The organism is Methylosarcina fibrata AML-C10, assembly GCF_000372865.1.
Classification (GTDB): domain Bacteria; phylum Pseudomonadota; class Gammaproteobacteria; order Methylococcales; family Methylomonadaceae; genus Methylosarcina; species Methylosarcina fibrata.
The window spans coordinates 4,161,344-4,179,435 of record NZ_KB889965.1; the positions used below are offsets into that span (position 1 = coordinate 4,161,344).

Annotated in this window: 8 protein-coding genes and 1 pseudogene; 3 read left to right on the forward strand and 6 right to left on the reverse strand. The window is 55.7% G+C overall.

Annotated elements, in window-relative coordinates:
• The first annotated feature begins 267 nt into the window (after positions 1–267).
• Positions 268–3,657, forward strand: a complete 3,390-nt coding sequence (locus tag A3OW_RS0119555) for a TolB family protein (protein WP_198291340.1) — start codon at positions 268–270, stop codon at positions 3,655–3,657.
• Positions 3,658–3,710: 53 nt separating this feature from the next.
• On the opposite strand, the gene pgsA is transcribed toward A3OW_RS0119555, so the two are convergent.
• Positions 3,711–4,289: a CDP-diacylglycerol--glycerol-3-phosphate 3-phosphatidyltransferase gene (gene pgsA / locus A3OW_RS0119560; RefSeq protein WP_020565153.1), complete on the reverse strand. Its 579-nt coding sequence runs from the start codon at positions 4,287–4,289 to the stop codon at positions 3,711–3,713.
• Between the two features lie 610 nt (positions 4,290–4,899).
• Here pgsA and A3OW_RS26630 point away from each other — a divergent pair.
• Complete coding sequence (locus A3OW_RS26630; protein ID WP_020565155.1) at positions 4,900–8,634, forward strand: bifunctional diguanylate cyclase/phosphodiesterase; 3,735 nt, start codon at positions 4,900–4,902, stop codon at positions 8,632–8,634.
• Between the two features lie 317 nt (positions 8,635–8,951).
• On the opposite strand, the gene A3OW_RS0119575 is transcribed toward A3OW_RS26630, so the two are convergent.
• Both A3OW_RS0119575 and A3OW_RS0119580 read right to left on the reverse strand, forming a co-directional pair.
• Positions 8,952–10,871: a patatin-like phospholipase family protein gene (locus A3OW_RS0119575; RefSeq protein ID WP_020565156.1), complete on the reverse strand. Its 1,920-nt coding sequence runs from the start codon at positions 10,869–10,871 to the stop codon at positions 8,952–8,954.
• 348 nt (positions 10,872–11,219) lie between these two features.
• Entirely contained in the window at positions 11,220–11,657 is a 438-nt protein-coding gene (locus A3OW_RS0119580; protein ID WP_157385941.1) for a hypothetical protein, read from the reverse strand.
• Between the two features lie 191 nt (positions 11,658–11,848).
• On the opposite strand from A3OW_RS0119580, the pseudogene A3OW_RS25500 reads away from it, so the two are divergent.
• Positions 11,849–12,226: pseudogene (locus tag A3OW_RS25500) on the forward strand (Ohr family peroxiredoxin); the annotation flags it as partial.
• Between the two features lie 56 nt (positions 12,227–12,282).
• Here the strand turns inward: A3OW_RS25500 and A3OW_RS0119590 are convergent.
• From A3OW_RS0119590 to A3OW_RS0119600, 3 genes are all read right to left on the reverse strand, one after another.
• On the reverse strand, positions 12,283–13,860 hold the full coding sequence (locus A3OW_RS0119590) for a winged helix-turn-helix domain-containing tetratricopeptide repeat protein (protein ID WP_020565159.1): 1,578 nt from the start codon (positions 13,858–13,860) through the stop codon (positions 12,283–12,285).
• Positions 13,861–14,107: 247 nt separating this feature from the next.
• Positions 14,108–14,425: a hypothetical protein gene (locus tag A3OW_RS0119595; RefSeq protein WP_020565160.1), complete on the reverse strand. Its 318-nt coding sequence runs from the start codon at positions 14,423–14,425 to the stop codon at positions 14,108–14,110.
• 65 nt (positions 14,426–14,490) lie between these two features.
• Entirely contained in the window at positions 14,491–17,976 is a 3,486-nt protein-coding gene (locus A3OW_RS0119600; protein ID WP_020565161.1) for a type I restriction endonuclease subunit R, read from the reverse strand.
• Between the last annotated feature and the right edge of the window lie 116 nt (positions 17,977–18,092).

The following is an 18,092-nucleotide window of genomic DNA, read 5'->3' on the forward strand; positions in this document are numbered from 1 at the left end:
AGTTTCGGGAATGACGGATGTTTGTGGTGTGGGGCGAGTTCCGCCAATAACGCTCAGAGTGTTGAATTACCGTTCAAAAAGTGTTAGAAATGGCCGAGCTTTTCATAAGATCGTGCCTGACGAAGGCGCAGACCTTTTCTACCCCGTCCGGACCTCGAAATGCGGCCTTGGGCCGATGCCCATCGGCCGCTTTTTCAAGACTGGCCGCTTGCCGCCGGGCAAGCCCCTGGATCCGGGGAGTTGACCATCAATCACAGGAGTTGGCCCATGAAACGGCACTATCCCTGGCAGAGCGCCTTGCTGTGCCTTCTTATTTCCGGTATCGCGGGCAGCGCGGTCGGACCGGAACCCCTTGCCCCGGAGCCCGTCCGGATCAGTGCCGATGCCGATGGCCGGGACGGTGACCGCGACAGCGATCTTTCCGGAACCGGCGCTTCTCGCTGGAGCGGCGATGGCCGCTACCTGGTGTTCCAATCCCGGGCGTCCAATCTCAATGCCGGCGACGGCGATGCTCATTCCGACGTCTACCTGTACGACGGGGATAACCGTTCTCTGCAATTGCTCAGCCGTGCCGGTGCCTCGGGCAGCAAGGCCAATCACGATTCCTTTGCGCCGGCCCTCAGCCTGGATGGACGCTTGATTGCCTTTGTTTCCCGGGCTTCCAATCTGGACAGCGCCGACACCGATTCCCGGGCCGACATTTATCTGTACGACCGAGCCGGAGACTCGCTGACGCTGATCAGCCGCGCCGGCGAGCGAAGCGAGCGGAGCGAGCAAGGCGCAAAGGGCAACGGAGATTCCACCGAGCCGGCCCTCAGCGCCGACGGCCGCTTTATCGCCTTCGCCACTCGCGCCTCGAACCTCGGCGACGGCGACGACGATACCGTGTCCGACATTCATCTCTTCGACCGCCGGAGCGGCACCCTGGAACTGATCAGCCGGGCCGGAGCCGGCAGCGTCAAAGGCAATGGCGATTCCAGGCATCCGGTGCTCAGCGCCGACGGCGGCAAGGTGGCGTTTTTTTCGAAGGCTTCCAATCTTGGCAGCGGCCGTGACGACAGCGGTCCCGGGCTCTACGTCTACGACCGGCCGAGCGGTTCCCTCCGATCGATCGTGCGTCTTGGCGCCGACGAAAGCGGGGAAGAGCGGAAATTGTCGGGACCGTCGCTCAGCGCCGACGGACGTTATCTGGCCTACAGCGCCATCGCCTCCGATCCCGGCAGCGGCGAGGCCGAGTCGTTCGCCGACGTCTTCGTATACGATCTGCAAACCGGGACCGAGGAACGGATCGGCCGGGCCGGCACCGGCGGCGTGCCCTGGAACGGCGATTCGGTCGAGCCGGTGCTCAGCGCCGACGGCCGCTACGTGGTTTTCAAAAGTTTCGCCGACAACCTGGGCGACGGCGATACCGACGATTTGCCCGATATTCACGTCTACGACCGGCAACGCGGCGTTCTTCAATGGTTGAGCCGGTCTTCCGGAAACCGCCGCGAGCTGACCGGCATCGCCTCTCCGGCTCCGAGTGCCGACGGCAGCCGGCTGGCCTTCAGCGCTTATGCCGGGCTGCCGGACGAATCGGGATGCTGCCGGCAGATCTTTGTTCAGACCACCGGCCTGGACGTTTCCAGCGTGACGGGTGTCAACGCCGCGCAAGCCGTTTCGAGCGCCGGGATGGCCGGTGACGAATTCGCCGTCTCGGCCAATGCGTTGAGCGCCGAGCCGGTGAATGCGGCCGCGCTGGTCAGTTACGAGCCCAGCCGGGATATTTCTAAATCGAACGTGTCGTTGAACGGTTCGCCCCGGCCTACCACCTACTGGGGTGCGGTGAGCGACGACACCGACAACACCTGGGTCGATACCGCGTCCCGAGCGACCCGGGCGAACGTGACTTTCGGTTATCCGGACGTCGGCATACTCAACAACGGGCAAGTCACCGTCCATTACCGTTTTCTGGCGGGCACCTCTTCCAGAAGCAATGTTTCGGTTACGGTGACCCTGTTGAACGGCAGCACGACGCTGGGCACGAGTCTGGCGAGGACCGTCACCGAAGGCACGACGGCGTTCGACTACAGCGAGACCTTCACCGGGTTGACGCTGACGAGCGGCGCCGACTTGCGCACCCGGCTGTCCTGGACGCGAACGGCGTCGACTCAATCCGCCCAGCTCAAGGAAGTCGATCTCGACGTGGACACGGGCGCTCCCTGCACGCCCGAAACCGATGCCGAGTTCTGTGCAAGGCTGGCCAAGAGCTGCGGCGAGGTAACGGGAACGGATAACTGCGGCACTGCCCGGACGGTAAGTTCCTGCGGCGAATGCACCAGTCCCGAGACCTGCTCTACGGCGAATGTCTGCACGATTCCGGGCCAGACGGCGCCGGGCTCCTGGCAGATCCCGGTAACGACCGGCAGCCCCGGCCATACCACCAATGTTGCGCTGGTCATCTTCGGTCACAGTACCGCCGATCAGGGCAATTTTCCCGACAAGCTGGCGGCCGCGCTTAACGCCAATACCGCGGACAATCGGCATTATGTCGTGCTCAGGGCCATCTTTCCGGGCGACGGCGGCCTATTCTGGACCAAATTGAAATTCGCTCAAAACGACGTCAATTATCAACGGGTTAAGGCCGGCACCGAAAACAAGCAATGGTGCACGCCGGCGGGCAGTACCGACCGCTGGAGCTGCCGGCGGCTGAATTTCGAAAAGGCCTTCAATAACGGCACGGCGCCGGCCGGGGCCAACGAATGTGCGACCGACAATACCTCCGGTCCCGAATGCAGCACGCTTGACACCGCCCTGACCAACGTCAGCGATTGCAGCTATTACTCGGGCTCGGCGGTCAAAGGCGCGGGAGGGGCCAAAACCTCGCTGTTAAACGCCTCGTTCAGAACTTGTCTCGACAAGATGGACGTCAAGATTGCGCTGTTTATGGATACCACCAGCCCGAGCTGGGTGGTGGACGATTACAATCTCGACGGCGACATCACCGATGCCGACGTGTTCGATAAGGATAATTTGACCAACGCCAGCTTGTCGCCTTGGCAGTGTCCGTCGAGCTCGGGCCTGGTCGGCACCGATAAGGTCGACTGGGATTGCGACGGAGGCTCGACTAACGATCCGGGCGACAATCCGGCCAAGGTCTACGCCGGCTGGCTGAAAAGCTTTGCGACCGAGTTGATCTCTTCGTCGTATGGTTTTGATTTTGTCGTGTTTTCCCAGAAACCGGTCGAGCGGTTCAAAAAGTCGTCGCAGTTTCCGAACGAAGTGCCGCATCCCCACAATCAGCGAACCCCGACGCCGTCCCGGCCGTTCGTGCAGTTCTACAATCCCGGCGTTTACTGGGAGCACAAGGGACTGCTTGAACTATCGGCCGATCCTGCGCTCGATTCGAGAATCCGCGTGCTTTCGCCCCTGGACCCGCAGAGTATGTGGAACAAGAGCGCAGCCTGTTACGAATCCGGCATGACCAGTACCTCCTGGTCGATTCCTTTGAGCGTGATCGACGATAAATACGAAGTGCTAAGCGCCGACCGGAACGAAACGGATGCCGCTCCCGAGACAGGGTGTTTCAAGTATATCGATCATACTCACGCTTACGATGCCGGCGCCTGGATGATAGCGGACGTCTGGTATAACGGACTGCATCCGTATCTTTGGTAGAAAATCGGGAGGAGTCGGGCAGAAGGCGGGGCCGCGTTCGGCGGCCGTCCTTTTTATCTCGGCTCCATGTCCAACGGACGGCGCGACCAGAGATCGGCATTGCGGATAAAAATCATCGCCATCGAAATATAGCCCGAAGCCAAAGCCAGGATCAGGCTGACCAAAGCGACCGGGGCGGCAATGCTCTCAAGGTTTTTCCAGCCCAGGCCGGCCAGGACCGCACCGGCGGCGACCAGTTGAAACAGGGTCTTGAGCTTGCTCAACAGCTCGGTCCGTATCACGACTCCCAGACAGGGCGCCATGCTGCGGAAGCCTTGTACGGCGAATTCGCGCGCCAGCAAAAGCAGCACCATCCATAGTGAAATCCAGGCCGGATAGCGGCAGGCCAGAAATACCAGAAGGACGTTCGACATGATTTTGTCAGCCAGAGGATCGAGAAAAGCGCCGACGTTGCTGACGCAGTGCCAGCGCCTGGCCGCCCAGCCGTCCACCAGATCGGTCAAGGCCGCAATCAAAAACAGGCCGAAAGCCAACTGAAAGGTAATCGTATTCTCCGCCTCTGCCAACATGCCCATGACCGGCAGCAAAAGCAGGATGCGTGAAAGTGTTAAAAAATTGGGAAGCCAGGTCATCAATCAGTCTCCGGGCAGCGGGCGCTGCCGTCAACCGGCGGAATACAAGTTGCCGATTGCCGGGTAAAGCAGCCGTATGTTAAGTTATTTAAAATTCATCATTGTCAGCGTCGGCTTGTTTACGCCCATAAATACTAGATTTTTTTCGGAACTTTAACAACAAGGCCGCCGGTAAATTCTGACGCCGTTCGGCATCGGATACCTGTGACTTCCGCTATTTTAAAAGAATGGATTTATAATCATGCCGCCTGGAAAGATTCGGTTTTAGAGATCGAACAGGGCCATATTCCAACTTGTCTTGCGAACGGAGCGGTTCCGGTCGAAAAGTCCTTTCAGCCGTTCGGATCTACCTTGCACGGCTCCGGAAAACCTGAAGCGAACCGATAAAAACTTACCGTTTATGGCAAGGCCGGCTAATCTTGAGAGATAAAACTGCGCCCGGTTTTTTGAATGTTTAATAATTTGAAATGATAAATATAAAAAATCTCAGTCATCTTTTCTTGATTGTTTGAAGGCGGATACGTGACAGCTATTTATTGCCGGATAATGGTGTGAACGTTCGCCGTTGTCATTTTGGAACGGCCATACTCTATGGGCGTCCTTACTTCACATGAGCGCAAACGACGCATTGATAGCCAATAAATTGAAAATGCCGGGCCACGTTATCGATCTGCTTAAACAATCGGGCATTGTTTCGCTTTATGTGTTTTTCGGCTACCTCGGTCATGACCGTTTCGGGTACGGCGGAATCGCTGATGTCATCGGCTGGGGAAACGGATTGTCCTTGGCGGCTTTGCTGCTCGGAGGCAGACGTTATTTATGGGGAGTATTACTGGGTGTTCTGATTTCCAACGTTTTGATTAAAGACTCGGTGCCGGGAGCGATAAGCAGCAGTCTGGCCAGTCTTGTGGAAGCTTTGGTCGGTTTTGGGCTTCTTAATTGCAATAGGAAATTTTCACCTTCACTGGTCACCTTGCCGGATTACCTCCGGCTGATTCTTCTGGGGGGCGGCGTTGCCAGCATGTTCGGTGCCGCTACCGGCATTTTTTCATTACAAATCGCAGGACTGATCAGTTCCGCCCATTTTTGGGAATATGCCTCGCTTTGGTGGATGGGTGATACGTTGGGAATTGTGTTGGCCGTACCATTCATTATAGCGTGGCAAAGGAAAAAACCGGATCGACTCAACCTCAAGAGACTGTTGGAAGAATCGTTGCTGATCGGCATGACGTTCATGGCCGGACAAGTCGTTTTTCTCGGCTGGTTCAACGAGAATCTTGTTTTTGCGCCCAAAGCTTTCATCATGTTCTTGTTCATAACCTGGATTGCCATCCGGTTGGGCATGCAAGCGACCACCTTCGCCCTGAACATGGTTGCCATCCAGGCACTGTTGGGAGCTTGCCTGAAAGTCGGCTATTTTGCCGATGAGAACATGCTGTCCGGATATCATAATTACTGGATTTACATGGTTATCCTGTCGCTGATAGGCATCGTCGTGGCGGCCTACGTCAACGACATCAGGCAGAAAGAGGTCCATCTCAGAAACAGCGAAAACCACTTGCGGCTGTGCCAGATCAATGGCGGCATCGGTACCTGGGAAGCGGATCTGCTCACCCACAAGGAAAAATGGTCGGACAGTTGCAGCTCTTTGCTCGGCTTTCCCGATCTGAAAGAGCCGACCTGGGAAGACTTTCTGGATGCGATCCATCCGGAAGACCGCTACCGGGTCGTCGAAACCGTGCAATCCCATCTTACTTTGGGCGTCAAACTTGATTTGGAATACCGTATTGCAACCTCGAAAGGCATCCGCTGGATGCGTTCGGCAGGGCAGGCGGAAGAAGGACCGGATGGCCGGCTCACCATCATGCGGGGCATTGTGCAGGATGTTACCGAGCGTATCCAGGCGGAAGAAGCCTTGCGCGAAAGCGAAACCTTGCTCAGGGAAGCGCAAACGATTGCGGGTTTGGGCAGTTACATTCTGGATATTGCCACCGGTATCTGGAAAAGCTCGCCGGTGTTGGACAAGATCTTCGGCATTGACGAAGCCTGTGAACATTCCATGGCAGAATGGTTTGGGCTGATTCATCCCGAGGATCTTGAGAAGATGGAACATTATTTTAGAAACGATATTCTGGAGCAGGGCAGGAGTTTCGACAAGGAATATCGAATTCTCCGCCCTGAAGACCGCGTCTTACGTTGGGTCCATGGCCTGGGCAAACTGGAATTCGACGCTCGGGAGCGGCCCGCGAAAATGCACGGGACTGTTCAGGATATTACCGAGCGCAAAATGATCGAAGAAAGTCTCCGGCAAAACGAAGAGAAAATGCGGGCTTATCTGGATAATATCTCCGATACCATCTGGCTGATCGGTTCCGGTTTGAATGTGCTCTACGTCTCGCCCAATGTCGAACGTTTACTGGGCTTTCCGCAGGGAGAATTAATCGGCCGGCCAAGCGCTTGGGTGATTCATCCCGAGGACATGGCTATCGTCGATGCAGCCCATCGTTATACGCTGGAGCATCCGGGCCAGCCGCATACGGTCCAGTACCGGGTGGGCCATAAGGAAGGGCAGTGGATTGACGTCGAAAGCACCGGGATAAACTTCCTGGACAATCCGGAAATCAAAGGCGTACTCGTCTCCATGCGGAACGTCACCGAACGCAAGCAGGCCGAGAACGATCTTCGCATCGCTGCGACAGCCTTTGAATCCCAGGAAGGCATATTCATCACCGATGCGGATAGCGTCATTCTCCGGGTGAATAGGGCCTTCACGGCCATCACCGGGTATACTGCGGAAGAAGCCATCGGCAAAAAGCCGACTCTGCTTAAATCCGGCCGCCAGAATTCCGGTTTTTATGCTGCGATGTGGACGAGTCTGCGGCAAACGGGAGCCTGGCAAGGCGAAATCTGGAATCGCCGCAAGCAGGGAGAAATTTATCCGCAGCATCTGACGATCACCGCTGTTAAAGATTCCGGCGGCCTCGTAACCAATTATGTCGCTACCCTGACCGATATTACTCAGCAGAAGGCGGCGGCGGACAAAATTGAACGTCTGGCCTTATACGACAGCCTGACCGGCCTGCCCAACCGGCAGCTTCTTCGGGACCGTTTGATTTCGGCACTGGCGTCCAGCAGTCGCAGCGGAAGAAAGGGCGCATTGCTGTTCATTGATCTGGATAATTTCAAGACGCTGAACGACACTCTCGGCCATGACATGGGCGATGCCCTGTTGCAGCAAGTGGCTCAGCGGCTGGAAGCCTGTGTGCGCGAAGGCGATACGGTCGCCCGTCTGGGCGGCGACGAGTTCGTGGTGATGCTGGAAGATCTGAGCGAACACGCTTTTGAAGCGGCCGCCCGGACGGAAGCGATCGGCGGCAAGATTCTGGATAGCCTGACCCGGCCTTATTCGCTGGCCCAGCAGGAATATTACAGTTCGTCCAGTATCGGCGCCACCTTGTTCAACGGGCACGAGCAGGCCGTCGACGAATTGCTGAAACAAGCCGATATCGCCATGTATCAAGCCAAGACATCGGGACGTAACGCCATGCATTTTTTTGATGTGCAAATGCAGGCTCGTATCAACGCACGCGTCCGAATGGAGGCCGACTTGCGCCTTGCCTTGTCGGAGATTCAATTCAAGCTTTACTATCAGCCGCAGGTTTGCCACGATAATCGGATTCTCGGCGCCGAAGCGTTGATTCGCTGGCAACATCCGCAGCAAGGGTTAGTGCCGCCGGGCGATTTTATTCCGGTCGCCGAAGAAACCGGTTTAATCATACCCATGGGGCTCTGGATTCTGGAGACGGCTTGCGCCCAGATCAAAGCCTGGGAAGGCAATGCCCTGTATTCCCATTTACAAGTTGCCGTTAACGTCAGTGCCCGCCAGTTCCGTCAGGCAGACTTTGTAGACCAGGTTTGCCGGATTCTCGGGCGTACCGGGATCAATCCCGACAGGCTCAAACTCGAACTGACCGAAAGTCTGCTGCTTGACGATATCGGCGATTGTATCCGTAAAATGAACACGCTTCGCGAAGCCGGAGTGTTCTTTTCGATGGACGACTTCGGAACCGGCCACTCATCATTGTCCTATCTGACCCAGCTTCCTCTCGATCAGCTCAAGATCGATAAATCGTTCATTCATAACATTGATGAAAAAGAGGCCGATGCCGTCATCGTCCAGACGATTATCGGCATGTCCAAAAATCTGGGCATGCAGGTCATTGCCGAAGGCGTCGAGACCGAATCCCAGCGGGCTTTTCTGGAGCAGCTCGACTGCCCGATTTATCAAGGTTATCTATTCAGCGAACCGCTGCCGGTCGAACGATTTGAATCCTTGTTTGAATAAAACGGGCAGCTAATTTTGACCCCTAATCAGTCAAAGTGCGTGCGAACCGGAAGATCCAATCACTATTTCAAATTTTCGCAGGCCGGTCGGAAACGACATGAGGGCTTTAAACGGCCCGCGCCGGCCGTCTGCCAACTGACGAGTATTGTGCGGAGAACGGCCGGTTCAGTTTCGAATCAATTTGATTAAACTCCAGAAAGGGCAGGGGGTTGGAAGCTATTACGACAATTTAATGACAGGGTTATCCACAATTTTTGGGGATAACCGAAGCCCGGCGGTTATCCTTTTGCACAGTATTCGCCGAATTGTCCGGCCTCTTAAAGCGGCGGCCTTACCCGCAGTTCCGGTTCCGGAATCGCTTTAAAAGCGCTTTGTGCTTCCGATGTGCCGAGGGTTTCCATCAATTGCTTCAAGGCGTCCATTGCTTTCCGAAGCGCTTCGGCCTGCTTTTCTGTAAGCGGCTCTTCGAAGCCGGGAGGAAGAGCCTGATCGGAGTTGTCGTTGCCATCGGGCCGCACGGCATTGGCGATAAGCCGGTCAAAGTCGGTCGCATAAGGCCAGCCGGGACTCATGGCGCGCAGGATTCCGGGACTTCGCGCTTCGAGCATTTTCAGCAGGGTGCACAAGCGGATGAACCGTTGATCGTCCCAGCCTTTGGCTTGGGCGCCGTCGGTACGGGCCGTGAGATAGTAGGATATGAGTGCGCCGGCCGCGTCTTCGCCCCGCGCAACGATACGCTCGATAATGGCCTGTTCCATGTCCAGATTGAGACCGCCTTCGTTGTCGTTGAGTCTCAGCCGTACAATCCGGTCGCGTACGCCCGGCATTCTCGACAGCGTGTTGTCGTTCCAGTTTTGCATGGTCGAAAGGATCGCCGACAGGAATCCGCCGAACCTGGCGGCCGAGGGCGTTTTGTCGTCGAAGAGATTCCAGCGTTCTCCATAGCCCTTACTGTAGTCCTGGGGTAGATAGAACGGATCGTCTCGATCATCGATTTTCGGTTCCAGATTGATGCCGAATGTCGGCCAAAGCGGCAGTAATCCGTCGAACAGATGAATGGGAAAATTCGAGCTGATGCCGCCGTCCGAGAACCAGCAGCGGCGAAAATCGATTTCCTCCGCAGGAACTTCGTAATTATCGATCGCCCACATCGGCACGGCGGAGAGCAGGAACGGAAAACTGAGGCTCATGCGGGCTGCCAGCAATACCGGAAAATTTCTCGGCTCCGGAATCTCCTTAAGCCCTCTTTGTTCAGCCGCTAGCAAATAAGGATCGGTTTTTTTCTGACTTTCATCGATCTTGCCTTTCCCGGCGTGTTTTTCCATCCAGTCCAGCACCTCATCCGGCAGATAAGGTTCCAGTTCCTCCGGTTTGAAAAAAAGCCGGTCGGGATCCGGGAACCGCGTATGCTCGTCCTTGGCAACCGCGAAGGGAAATAGGTAAGGACGCCCATGGGCCAGATTGGTCGAGAACATCTGCAAATCGATGGAACGAACCGTGCTTTTGGATTGTTTTATCCACTCCTCAGGAATTCCCTTCACGTCCCAAAGCAGGCCGAAAGTCAGCGGCTTGTCGTGCGGGAGCCCGGCGGCGTTCTGGATCAGCGAGTGCAGCCAGGGCGTCAGCGCTTCTTGTTTCACATCCTTTTCCGACATGCCGTTGCACAATCCGAAACCGTTGCTCACCGTATTGCGGGTGATATCGAGATAGACCCAGACGCCGATCGCAACGGCCAGCAGAACCACCAGCAGAAGTGCGGCCGTGATCCAGCCGGAACCAAAGAGGCCGACGGCCAATGCCGCGGCCACGCTCGCCAGTGTGGCCGGCCAATAGGCGAACAAGAAACCGCTCAGAATCGCGAGAATGCGCCGGTAGGTGCCTTTGCGATTCAGTGAGTTGACCAGTACGGAGAACAGGCGCCGCGTCGATCTCTGAGGCTGGAACAGACTCAGCAGCCGGCTGCGGCCGGTGTCGGGCAATCTTGCCTGGAGTTCCTCGGGAAGCTTGTCCAATAGGTCGAAGCCCTGACGCGAACCGTTCTCCCTGCGGCGGAACTCGGCGGCGGCCGTAACCGCGGCTGCGATGGCGCCGGCGGAAGTGCCGCCGATGTTCTTGAAATGGTAGTGATGAGATAAGCGGGTGATCGCTTTGGGGTAGACGATGCCGCTGGTGATGCCCCCTTTCATCACGAGATCGCAAAAGCGATAGTCGGGAGGTTCTTTGGTATTTTCCGTCATGGTGCGGTCCCCTAAGTTCTCAGGTGGAAATACCTTATTACTCTTTTTAATCCGGTTGTCAAGAATCATTTTAAATACTAGGGTCTGTTTGATGGAGTTCGGCTCGGCGAGAAAAGCGTATGTTTTATGCAAAAATTGAAAGAATGCAGAATTTAGTTTGAGTGATAGAGAGAAGGCCAGAACTTGGCGAGAAAATGGGTAAAACATCGATACAGGATAGTTATTCACAATAACTGTGGATAACCCTGTGGAGAAGTTCGAGATAAGTCTTCCCAGGCCCTGTAATTGTTAAGTTTGAGTTAAATTGTACGATTTTTATTCAAATAAAAACTATTTAAAATCAATGAATTATAAAATAACTTTAAAAATGGCCAATAAATTCTGACCGTGAGTAATTTCTACGATTAATTGTGCATAAAGTGAAAATAAATTTGGCAATGAGCTTGTATTTTTCTCATTTTGAACTATCGCCATTAACAAGTCGGCAATTCGTTTCGTGATTAATCCGGGGCTGAGTCGTAGCGGCGGAGACAATCGGGCGAGATTGCGCAAGACGGCCGTCGCAGGAGCCAGGTTGTGCCCGCCAAACTCAGGTAACCGGAATGCCGGTCGGGTCGTACCGGCTCTTGCCTCGTGGATGAGCGGGCACCGGTCAGAATGCAGGATATCGTGCAGCGGGAAGACTTCCTTTGCCATCAGGCGGCCTTGCCTTCGGACGACAGGGGCCATGCTCATGGCGCACGAGTGAGGCGTTACGATGCGGTTCACCCGGTAGTCCTTGGTCATCCTGCCGTCGTTCTCGAAACCTGCGGCGAGCAATGATAATCCGCATTCGGAAATTTTATCCGTTATATTGTGGTTTATTCTGATGAGCTCTTGTCCGGCAGAGCCCAGATCGCGTCGGGGACCGGGTCAGGGCGAAGGTTGCGCTCCATGGCTTCCCGGAACAGCCTGACGACCGGCCACGGGCGGGCAAAGCCACCAGCCCGGACGGCAAGATCAACCTCGACCTTTCCCCGCCCGGTTCAAACGGCCCCGGCACCAACCCGGAACAGTTGTTCGGGGCCGGCTACTCGGCCTGCTTCGGCGGCGCGATCGGGGCAGCCGCAGGCCTCGCGAAGATTGTGCTGAAGCCCGGCAACGTCAAGGTCACCGCGACGGTGAACCTGAATCAGGACGAGAGCGGCTTTTTCCTGGACGTGACCTTGAACGCCGAGCTGCAAGGCATCTCCCAGGCGCAGGCCGAAGCGCTCGTCGCCAAGGCGCATACCATCTGCCCTTACTCCAAGGCGACGCGCGGCAACATCGAGGTGAAACTGCAGGCGAACGGTCAGGCGGTGCAGGTAACGGCGTAAGTGCCTGCGCTGGATTGAGCGGGGCGAAGCCGGTTCGCAGATTGCACGTGCCGCCGTCATTCCGGCAGCCCTGCCTTTCGCAGACCTTCGGAAAACGTGGCAAGATCGGCCGGTCGGCGGATCGGGAGCCAGTTCCTGAGATTGGAGATGCGGAGCGTGGGATCGAGCCGGCGCAAATGGTTCATCACTCGGCTCGCTTCGTCTTCTCGGCCGGCAAGCGCATGGCTTGCTGCGATGATACTGACGACCATCAGGAAACTTGGCAAATTCCTGAATGCTTTCTCCGCCCATGACGACGCCGTGTCGAAGCGCCCGGCGAACAGATGCGCTATCGCCATTCCGGCCTGCATCCGATACATCTCCGGGTCGAGAGGACTCAGACGCATGGCGCGCGTGAAATGCTCTACGGCGATGTCGGGATCGCCGTGCCAGACCCTCAGGAAGCCGCCGAGGAACCATGCGGCAGCGAGGTTCGGATTGAGCACGAGGGCTCTGTCAATCAGGGCGATGCCGCCATCCAGATCGCCGGAAAAGTGGCCGAGCACGGAACCGCTTCTGGAAAGAGCGACGGCATCGTCCCTGCCCAATTCGACCGCCCGCTGCGCCAATCGAACGCCGTCGGTAATGTCCTGCAGGTGATGGGTCATCCAGCCGTTGGCCTTGCGCCAGAGATGGCACCACGCCGCCATCGCGTGGGCCGACGCGAAATCCGGATCGCGCTCAATTGCCTTGATGAACAACGACAGAGCCTCGTCGATGGCTTCTCGGGTTCCCTGATGTAAGTTCCCCGTTCCGCGAAGATAGTAATCGTAGGCGTCGAGACTTTCGGTGGGTTTCCGCTTTGCGCGTTCGATTTCCGCCTGCTCCAGTTGAGGCGCGAGCGTGCCGACGACCCTTTCGGTGATCTGATCCTGCAGCTCGAAGATATCGTCGAGGTTGCCCTCGAAACGGTCTGCCCAGATGTGCCCCGAAGTCGTCGCGTCGATGAGCTGTTCCGTGATGCGCACCCGTTTCGCCGATTTCCGCAGGCTGCCCTCCAACACGTAGCGCACGCCCAAGTCGCGGCCCACCTGCTTCACGTCCACCGCCTGGCCCTTGTAGGTGAAGCTCGAGTTGCGTGCGATGACGAACAGCCAGCGATTGCGCGACAACGCTGTAATGATGTCTTCCACCACGCCATCGGCGAAATAATCTTGTTTGGGGTCTCCGCTCAGGTTCGTGAAGGGCAGAACGGCGATGGAGGGACGGTCGGGAAAGGCCAGAGCCTCTGCATCGGCTACGTCCGATGGGGTGGCCGTGAAGGACCCGAAGCCGATCGGCGTCGGTATCTCCCTGACCTTGCCGATGAACCGGAATCCCTTGCGGGCCACCGTTCGAAGCAGCCGCTGTTCCTGGCCGCTGTCGCCGATCGCCTTGCGCGCCGAATTAACGTGGCTGGCGAGGGTCGATTCGGAGACGATCCGCCCCTTCCACACCGTTTTCAGGAGGGCGTCCTTGCTGACGACGTGCTCGCGATTCTGCACCAGATAGAGCAACAGATCGAAAACTTGCGGCCCGACGGCAATGGCTTCGGATGCGCGCATGAGTTCCCGACGTTCAGGGTCGAGCACGCAATCTTCAAATAGATACTGCATTCCGGTTCTCCTTGACGCGTGCAGCGGTCGGGACTTGGCCGACACAAGCCGATGCCATCGGTTGGGGCAAGCAGCGTCGGGAGCATCGTCGTGCCGGGCCGAAGTCGTCGGACACCATTCGTCAGTGGCTTTCTTGGACGAATAATCAAGTGAAATTAAATCATAATTCAAGCTTGCCTCAAAGAATTTCGCCCGATGGTTCGGTATTCTGTGCCCACGATCAAACACGTCACCTGCCGCCAGGTCATCATTTAGCGATACTCTGAAAAGCGTACATGGCTGACCAAACATCCATATATGCCTCATGGCGGTCCGGATCTGAGACTGTCGATTTGAAATTACGGTAATCAATGTTACGGATCGAGTCAGCCATGACTGTAGCCACCTCTTCACGGTCAATCCGGGCTCGATAGCGATAATCGGTACCGCCGCCAACCTGGATCTTTGCTTCAGGAAAAAGTCGTTCGATGTCTCCCGCGCAGCGGGCACGAACCAACAAGGTTTTACCGCTGGGATCGCCCTTGTCGACAATGGATAAAAATGAATTATTAGTGAATAGCCACATTAAGGATGCTCCTGAAGAGAAAGAGATGTTATACACCCCTGACCAGAATTTCTAAAATTAGTGTTTTAATCTTGAATATTAGGAAATCCGCCTCTCACGCTTTGTTGCCACACATGCTGGAAGACAAGTTCCGCAATGTGGTCCTTGTCGTCAGATGAGTATGGCGGTTCAGGAAGCGTTTGATAGATATGATCAAGAATGAAGGTTTTGACTTCCGCCTGGGTTTGCTCTTTTTCGGTCCATTGATCGAGTGGTCCCAGCAGGTGCAAAATGTCGGCCAGCAATTCGCGGCTGACTTCTTTGACCTTCTCCCGCTCCGTTTTTGACAGGTCTCCGCGTCGGATCAGGTCGAAAATGGCTAGCTGTTCTTCGCTCAAACCTTCTTCAACCGTGCGCTGCTGCTCTTGATCCAGGTTCTGAATTAACTCCATGACCTGGACAAACGTTTCCTCGATGGTGATGCGATCCTTATCCCGGTTGTAGTCGGCGATAATCTCCTGGTATTTTTTATAATAATCGATGCGCAGCGGATTCTTGGCGAGCATCTGGGCAAGCTTTTGCTCAAGAATCTCGAAAATGTCCTGTAATGCTGTCGCTTTTCTTTTTACTTTCTTGGCGAACTCGTCACGCAGTTTTTCCAAGTCGATCTGGCTCAGGTCGTATTGTTTGCTTTCGGTATGATCCTCACCGGCGGTTTCGGCCTGAATAGCCTCATTCACGATCCGGTGCAACTCCTTGAGCAAGGAGGTTACGTCCGCCGTATCGCGTCGCTCCAACAGTTTCTTATAGATGGCTTCGATATTGTCATGCCGTTCCGCATAAGTAACTACCGAAGGTTCCGTCAGCAATGCCTTGAAACGGCTGAATACCACTCTGGCCAATATTTCAAAGCGTCGTTTGGATTCTTTGCCGCCTGTGCTTGCGTTTTTGCCAGTTTCGATTTCGGATTTTTCAGCGTGAGCTCCTGCATAAATCGATTCGACCGCATCCTTCAGCAAGGCTATCCGGGCAAAACCTTGACTGCCCAACAAATGCGAAGGGTCAAAGCCAAGGCTTAGCAAATGCGCCTCGGTCACTTCGATCGCTTCCTGTAGTGCCGCCAGACGTTCTTCGATAGGCGCGATAATATCTTGCTCGCTATTACCCTCATCTCCCAGAGCATATTGCGCCAGCGCTTCCCGCAAGGCTTTCAGCATCCCGTTGTAATCGACGATCAACCCGAAATCCTTGCCGGGATAGCGGCGGTTGGCGCGGGCAATGGCTTGCATCAGGGTATGCGCTTTCATCGGTTTATCGATATACAGCGTCGACAGCGATTCCACGTCAAAGCCGGTCAGCCACATCGCGCAGACGATGGCCACGCGGAAAGGATGTCCCGGATCTTTGAAGGCCGACTCCACATCCACCCGCTTGCCGTCCGGCGTTTCAAAACCCAGTTTCATGCACTTCCGATGCGGGATGATGTCGAAATCCCACTTCTTGAAATCGGCAACTTCGTTCTGCGCTTCGCTGATAATGATTTCGATCAGGGTCTGCTCGATCCATTTGGCCTTGGCCAACAAGCGGTCGCGTTGCGCATGGAGTTGCTGGCGTGTCACCTCGTCGCTGGCTGCGTTGATTTTGGCTAGCTTGGCCTCGGCCTCGGCACGTACCGCAACGGCTTTGGCTTGCCATAGCGGCTCGATCAATTGCAGCATCCGCGCACAGGTGATTTTATCGATGCACACCAGCATTGCCTTGCCGGCTTCCCAGCGTGTCGTGCTATGTTCGACGAAATCGTTAGCGATTTTCAACAAGCGGTCATCGGCGGTAATGACCTCGTAATCCTTGCCGAGCAATTTTTCCAACAGCGCTTCCTGATCGGGATTGAGTTCGGCTTTTTCGATTGCTGCGGCGATTTTGTCGTTCAAATCCAGCTTGGCTAATTGCAGCTTCTCGCCCCGGTTTTCATAGACCAGCTTGACCGTGGCGCCGTCTTCCTCGCTGCGCTTGAAGTCATAACGCGACACATAATCGCCGAAGATGCGCTTGGTCAGCTCATCGTGCTTGAACAACGGCGTGCCGGTAAAGCCGATAAACGCCGCATTCGGCAATGCCAGGCGCATGTTGCGCGCCAGCTTGCCGGCCTGGGTCCTGTGCGCCTCGTCGGAAATCACGATGATGTCATCGCGCTCACTGTAGGGCTGTGCTGGATTCACATCCTGATTGAATTTATGGATCAGGCTGAACACATAGCGATGATTCTGCTTCAGCAACGCCTCAAGGTCCCTGCCAGAAGCCGCTCTCGGCGTATTGTCGTCGGCAATGCCGCAGCCGACGAAAGTCTTGTAAATCTGGCTGTCCAGATCGTTGCGGTCGGTCATCAGCACGAAGGTAAAATTGCCGGGGAGGGTACGACGCACCTTTTCGGCAAAAAACGCCATCGAATAGGACTTACCGCTGCCCTGGGTATGCCAGACCACACCGAGCCGCCCCAAGTCGGGATGCGCTCGCTCGATGATTTGCAGGGTTTGTTTTTTTGACTTTACGTAAGGCTGGACGGCAGGTTCCGCCGCTTTAAGTTGAAGTGATTTTTGATTTGAAGTCGCTTTGTCCGGGGACGGCAGTTCAACCAGTCGATGCTTCAAGCGTTCTTCAGGCGGAAACAAATTTTTTAAGTCTTCCTGCCGTTTCGCCGCTGCTACGGCCCGATTCACCCCAAGCACCTGATGATTCCGGGCGACCACTTTACGGACTGCGCCCGGTTTGCTGGCATCGAAGAGGATAAAGTTTTCGACCAAGTCCAATAACCGGTCTTTTGCCAGCATCCCGTTCAACAACACCTCGGCGTCGAGGCTGCCTTGGTCGTTTTCATCCAGCCGCTTCCATTCGCCGAAGTGTTCCCATTCGCTGGTGATCGAGCCATAGCGGGCTTTGTCGCCGTTGCTGACCACCAGGAACGCATTGTGATGAAAGGCATGGGCAATGACGTTCTCGTCCAGATAGTCGCGCAAATTGCCGTCGAAGCCGGCGCGGATATTCTTGTAAACCGCCTTCAGTTCGAAAATCACCAGCGGCAGGCCGTTGACGAAACACACCAGATCGGCGCGGCGGTTGTAATGTGGCGACCGGAGACCGGTGATTTTAAGCTCCCGCACCACCAGAAAACGGTTGTTGGCGCTCAAAGGTTCCGTGAAATCGATCACCGCCGCTTGCGCGTGGCGCAGCTGGCCTTTCAGGTCGCGGTAACTGACCGGCACGCCGTCCCGAATCAGCTTGTAGAATGTGTGATTATGTTGCAGCAGCGAGCGGGAAAAATCGTGGTGGGTCAGTTTGGCGATCGCTTCGTCTATCGCTTTGTCCGGCAGTTGCGGGTTCAGCTTGATTAATGCGGCCCGTAAATCCCGTACCAGCACCATTTCGCGTTCGTTGTTGCGTCCCAGCGTTCCGAGGGCACCGAAGGTTTCCTGATTCCAGGCATAAACGCTGTCCCAGCCAAGATTGTTTTCCAGGTGTTCGGCAAAGGTTTGTTGAACCAAACGGTCTTCGTTGTTGATGTCGGTGTAGGCCATGGGCGCTTCCTAATTTCTGAGTGCCTTATTGTTTTTTCAGAACGGCTTGGCTTTAAAGAGGACAATAGGGTTAAAGATAAAAGACAAATTCTTCTTTTGTCCTCTATTGTTTTTCT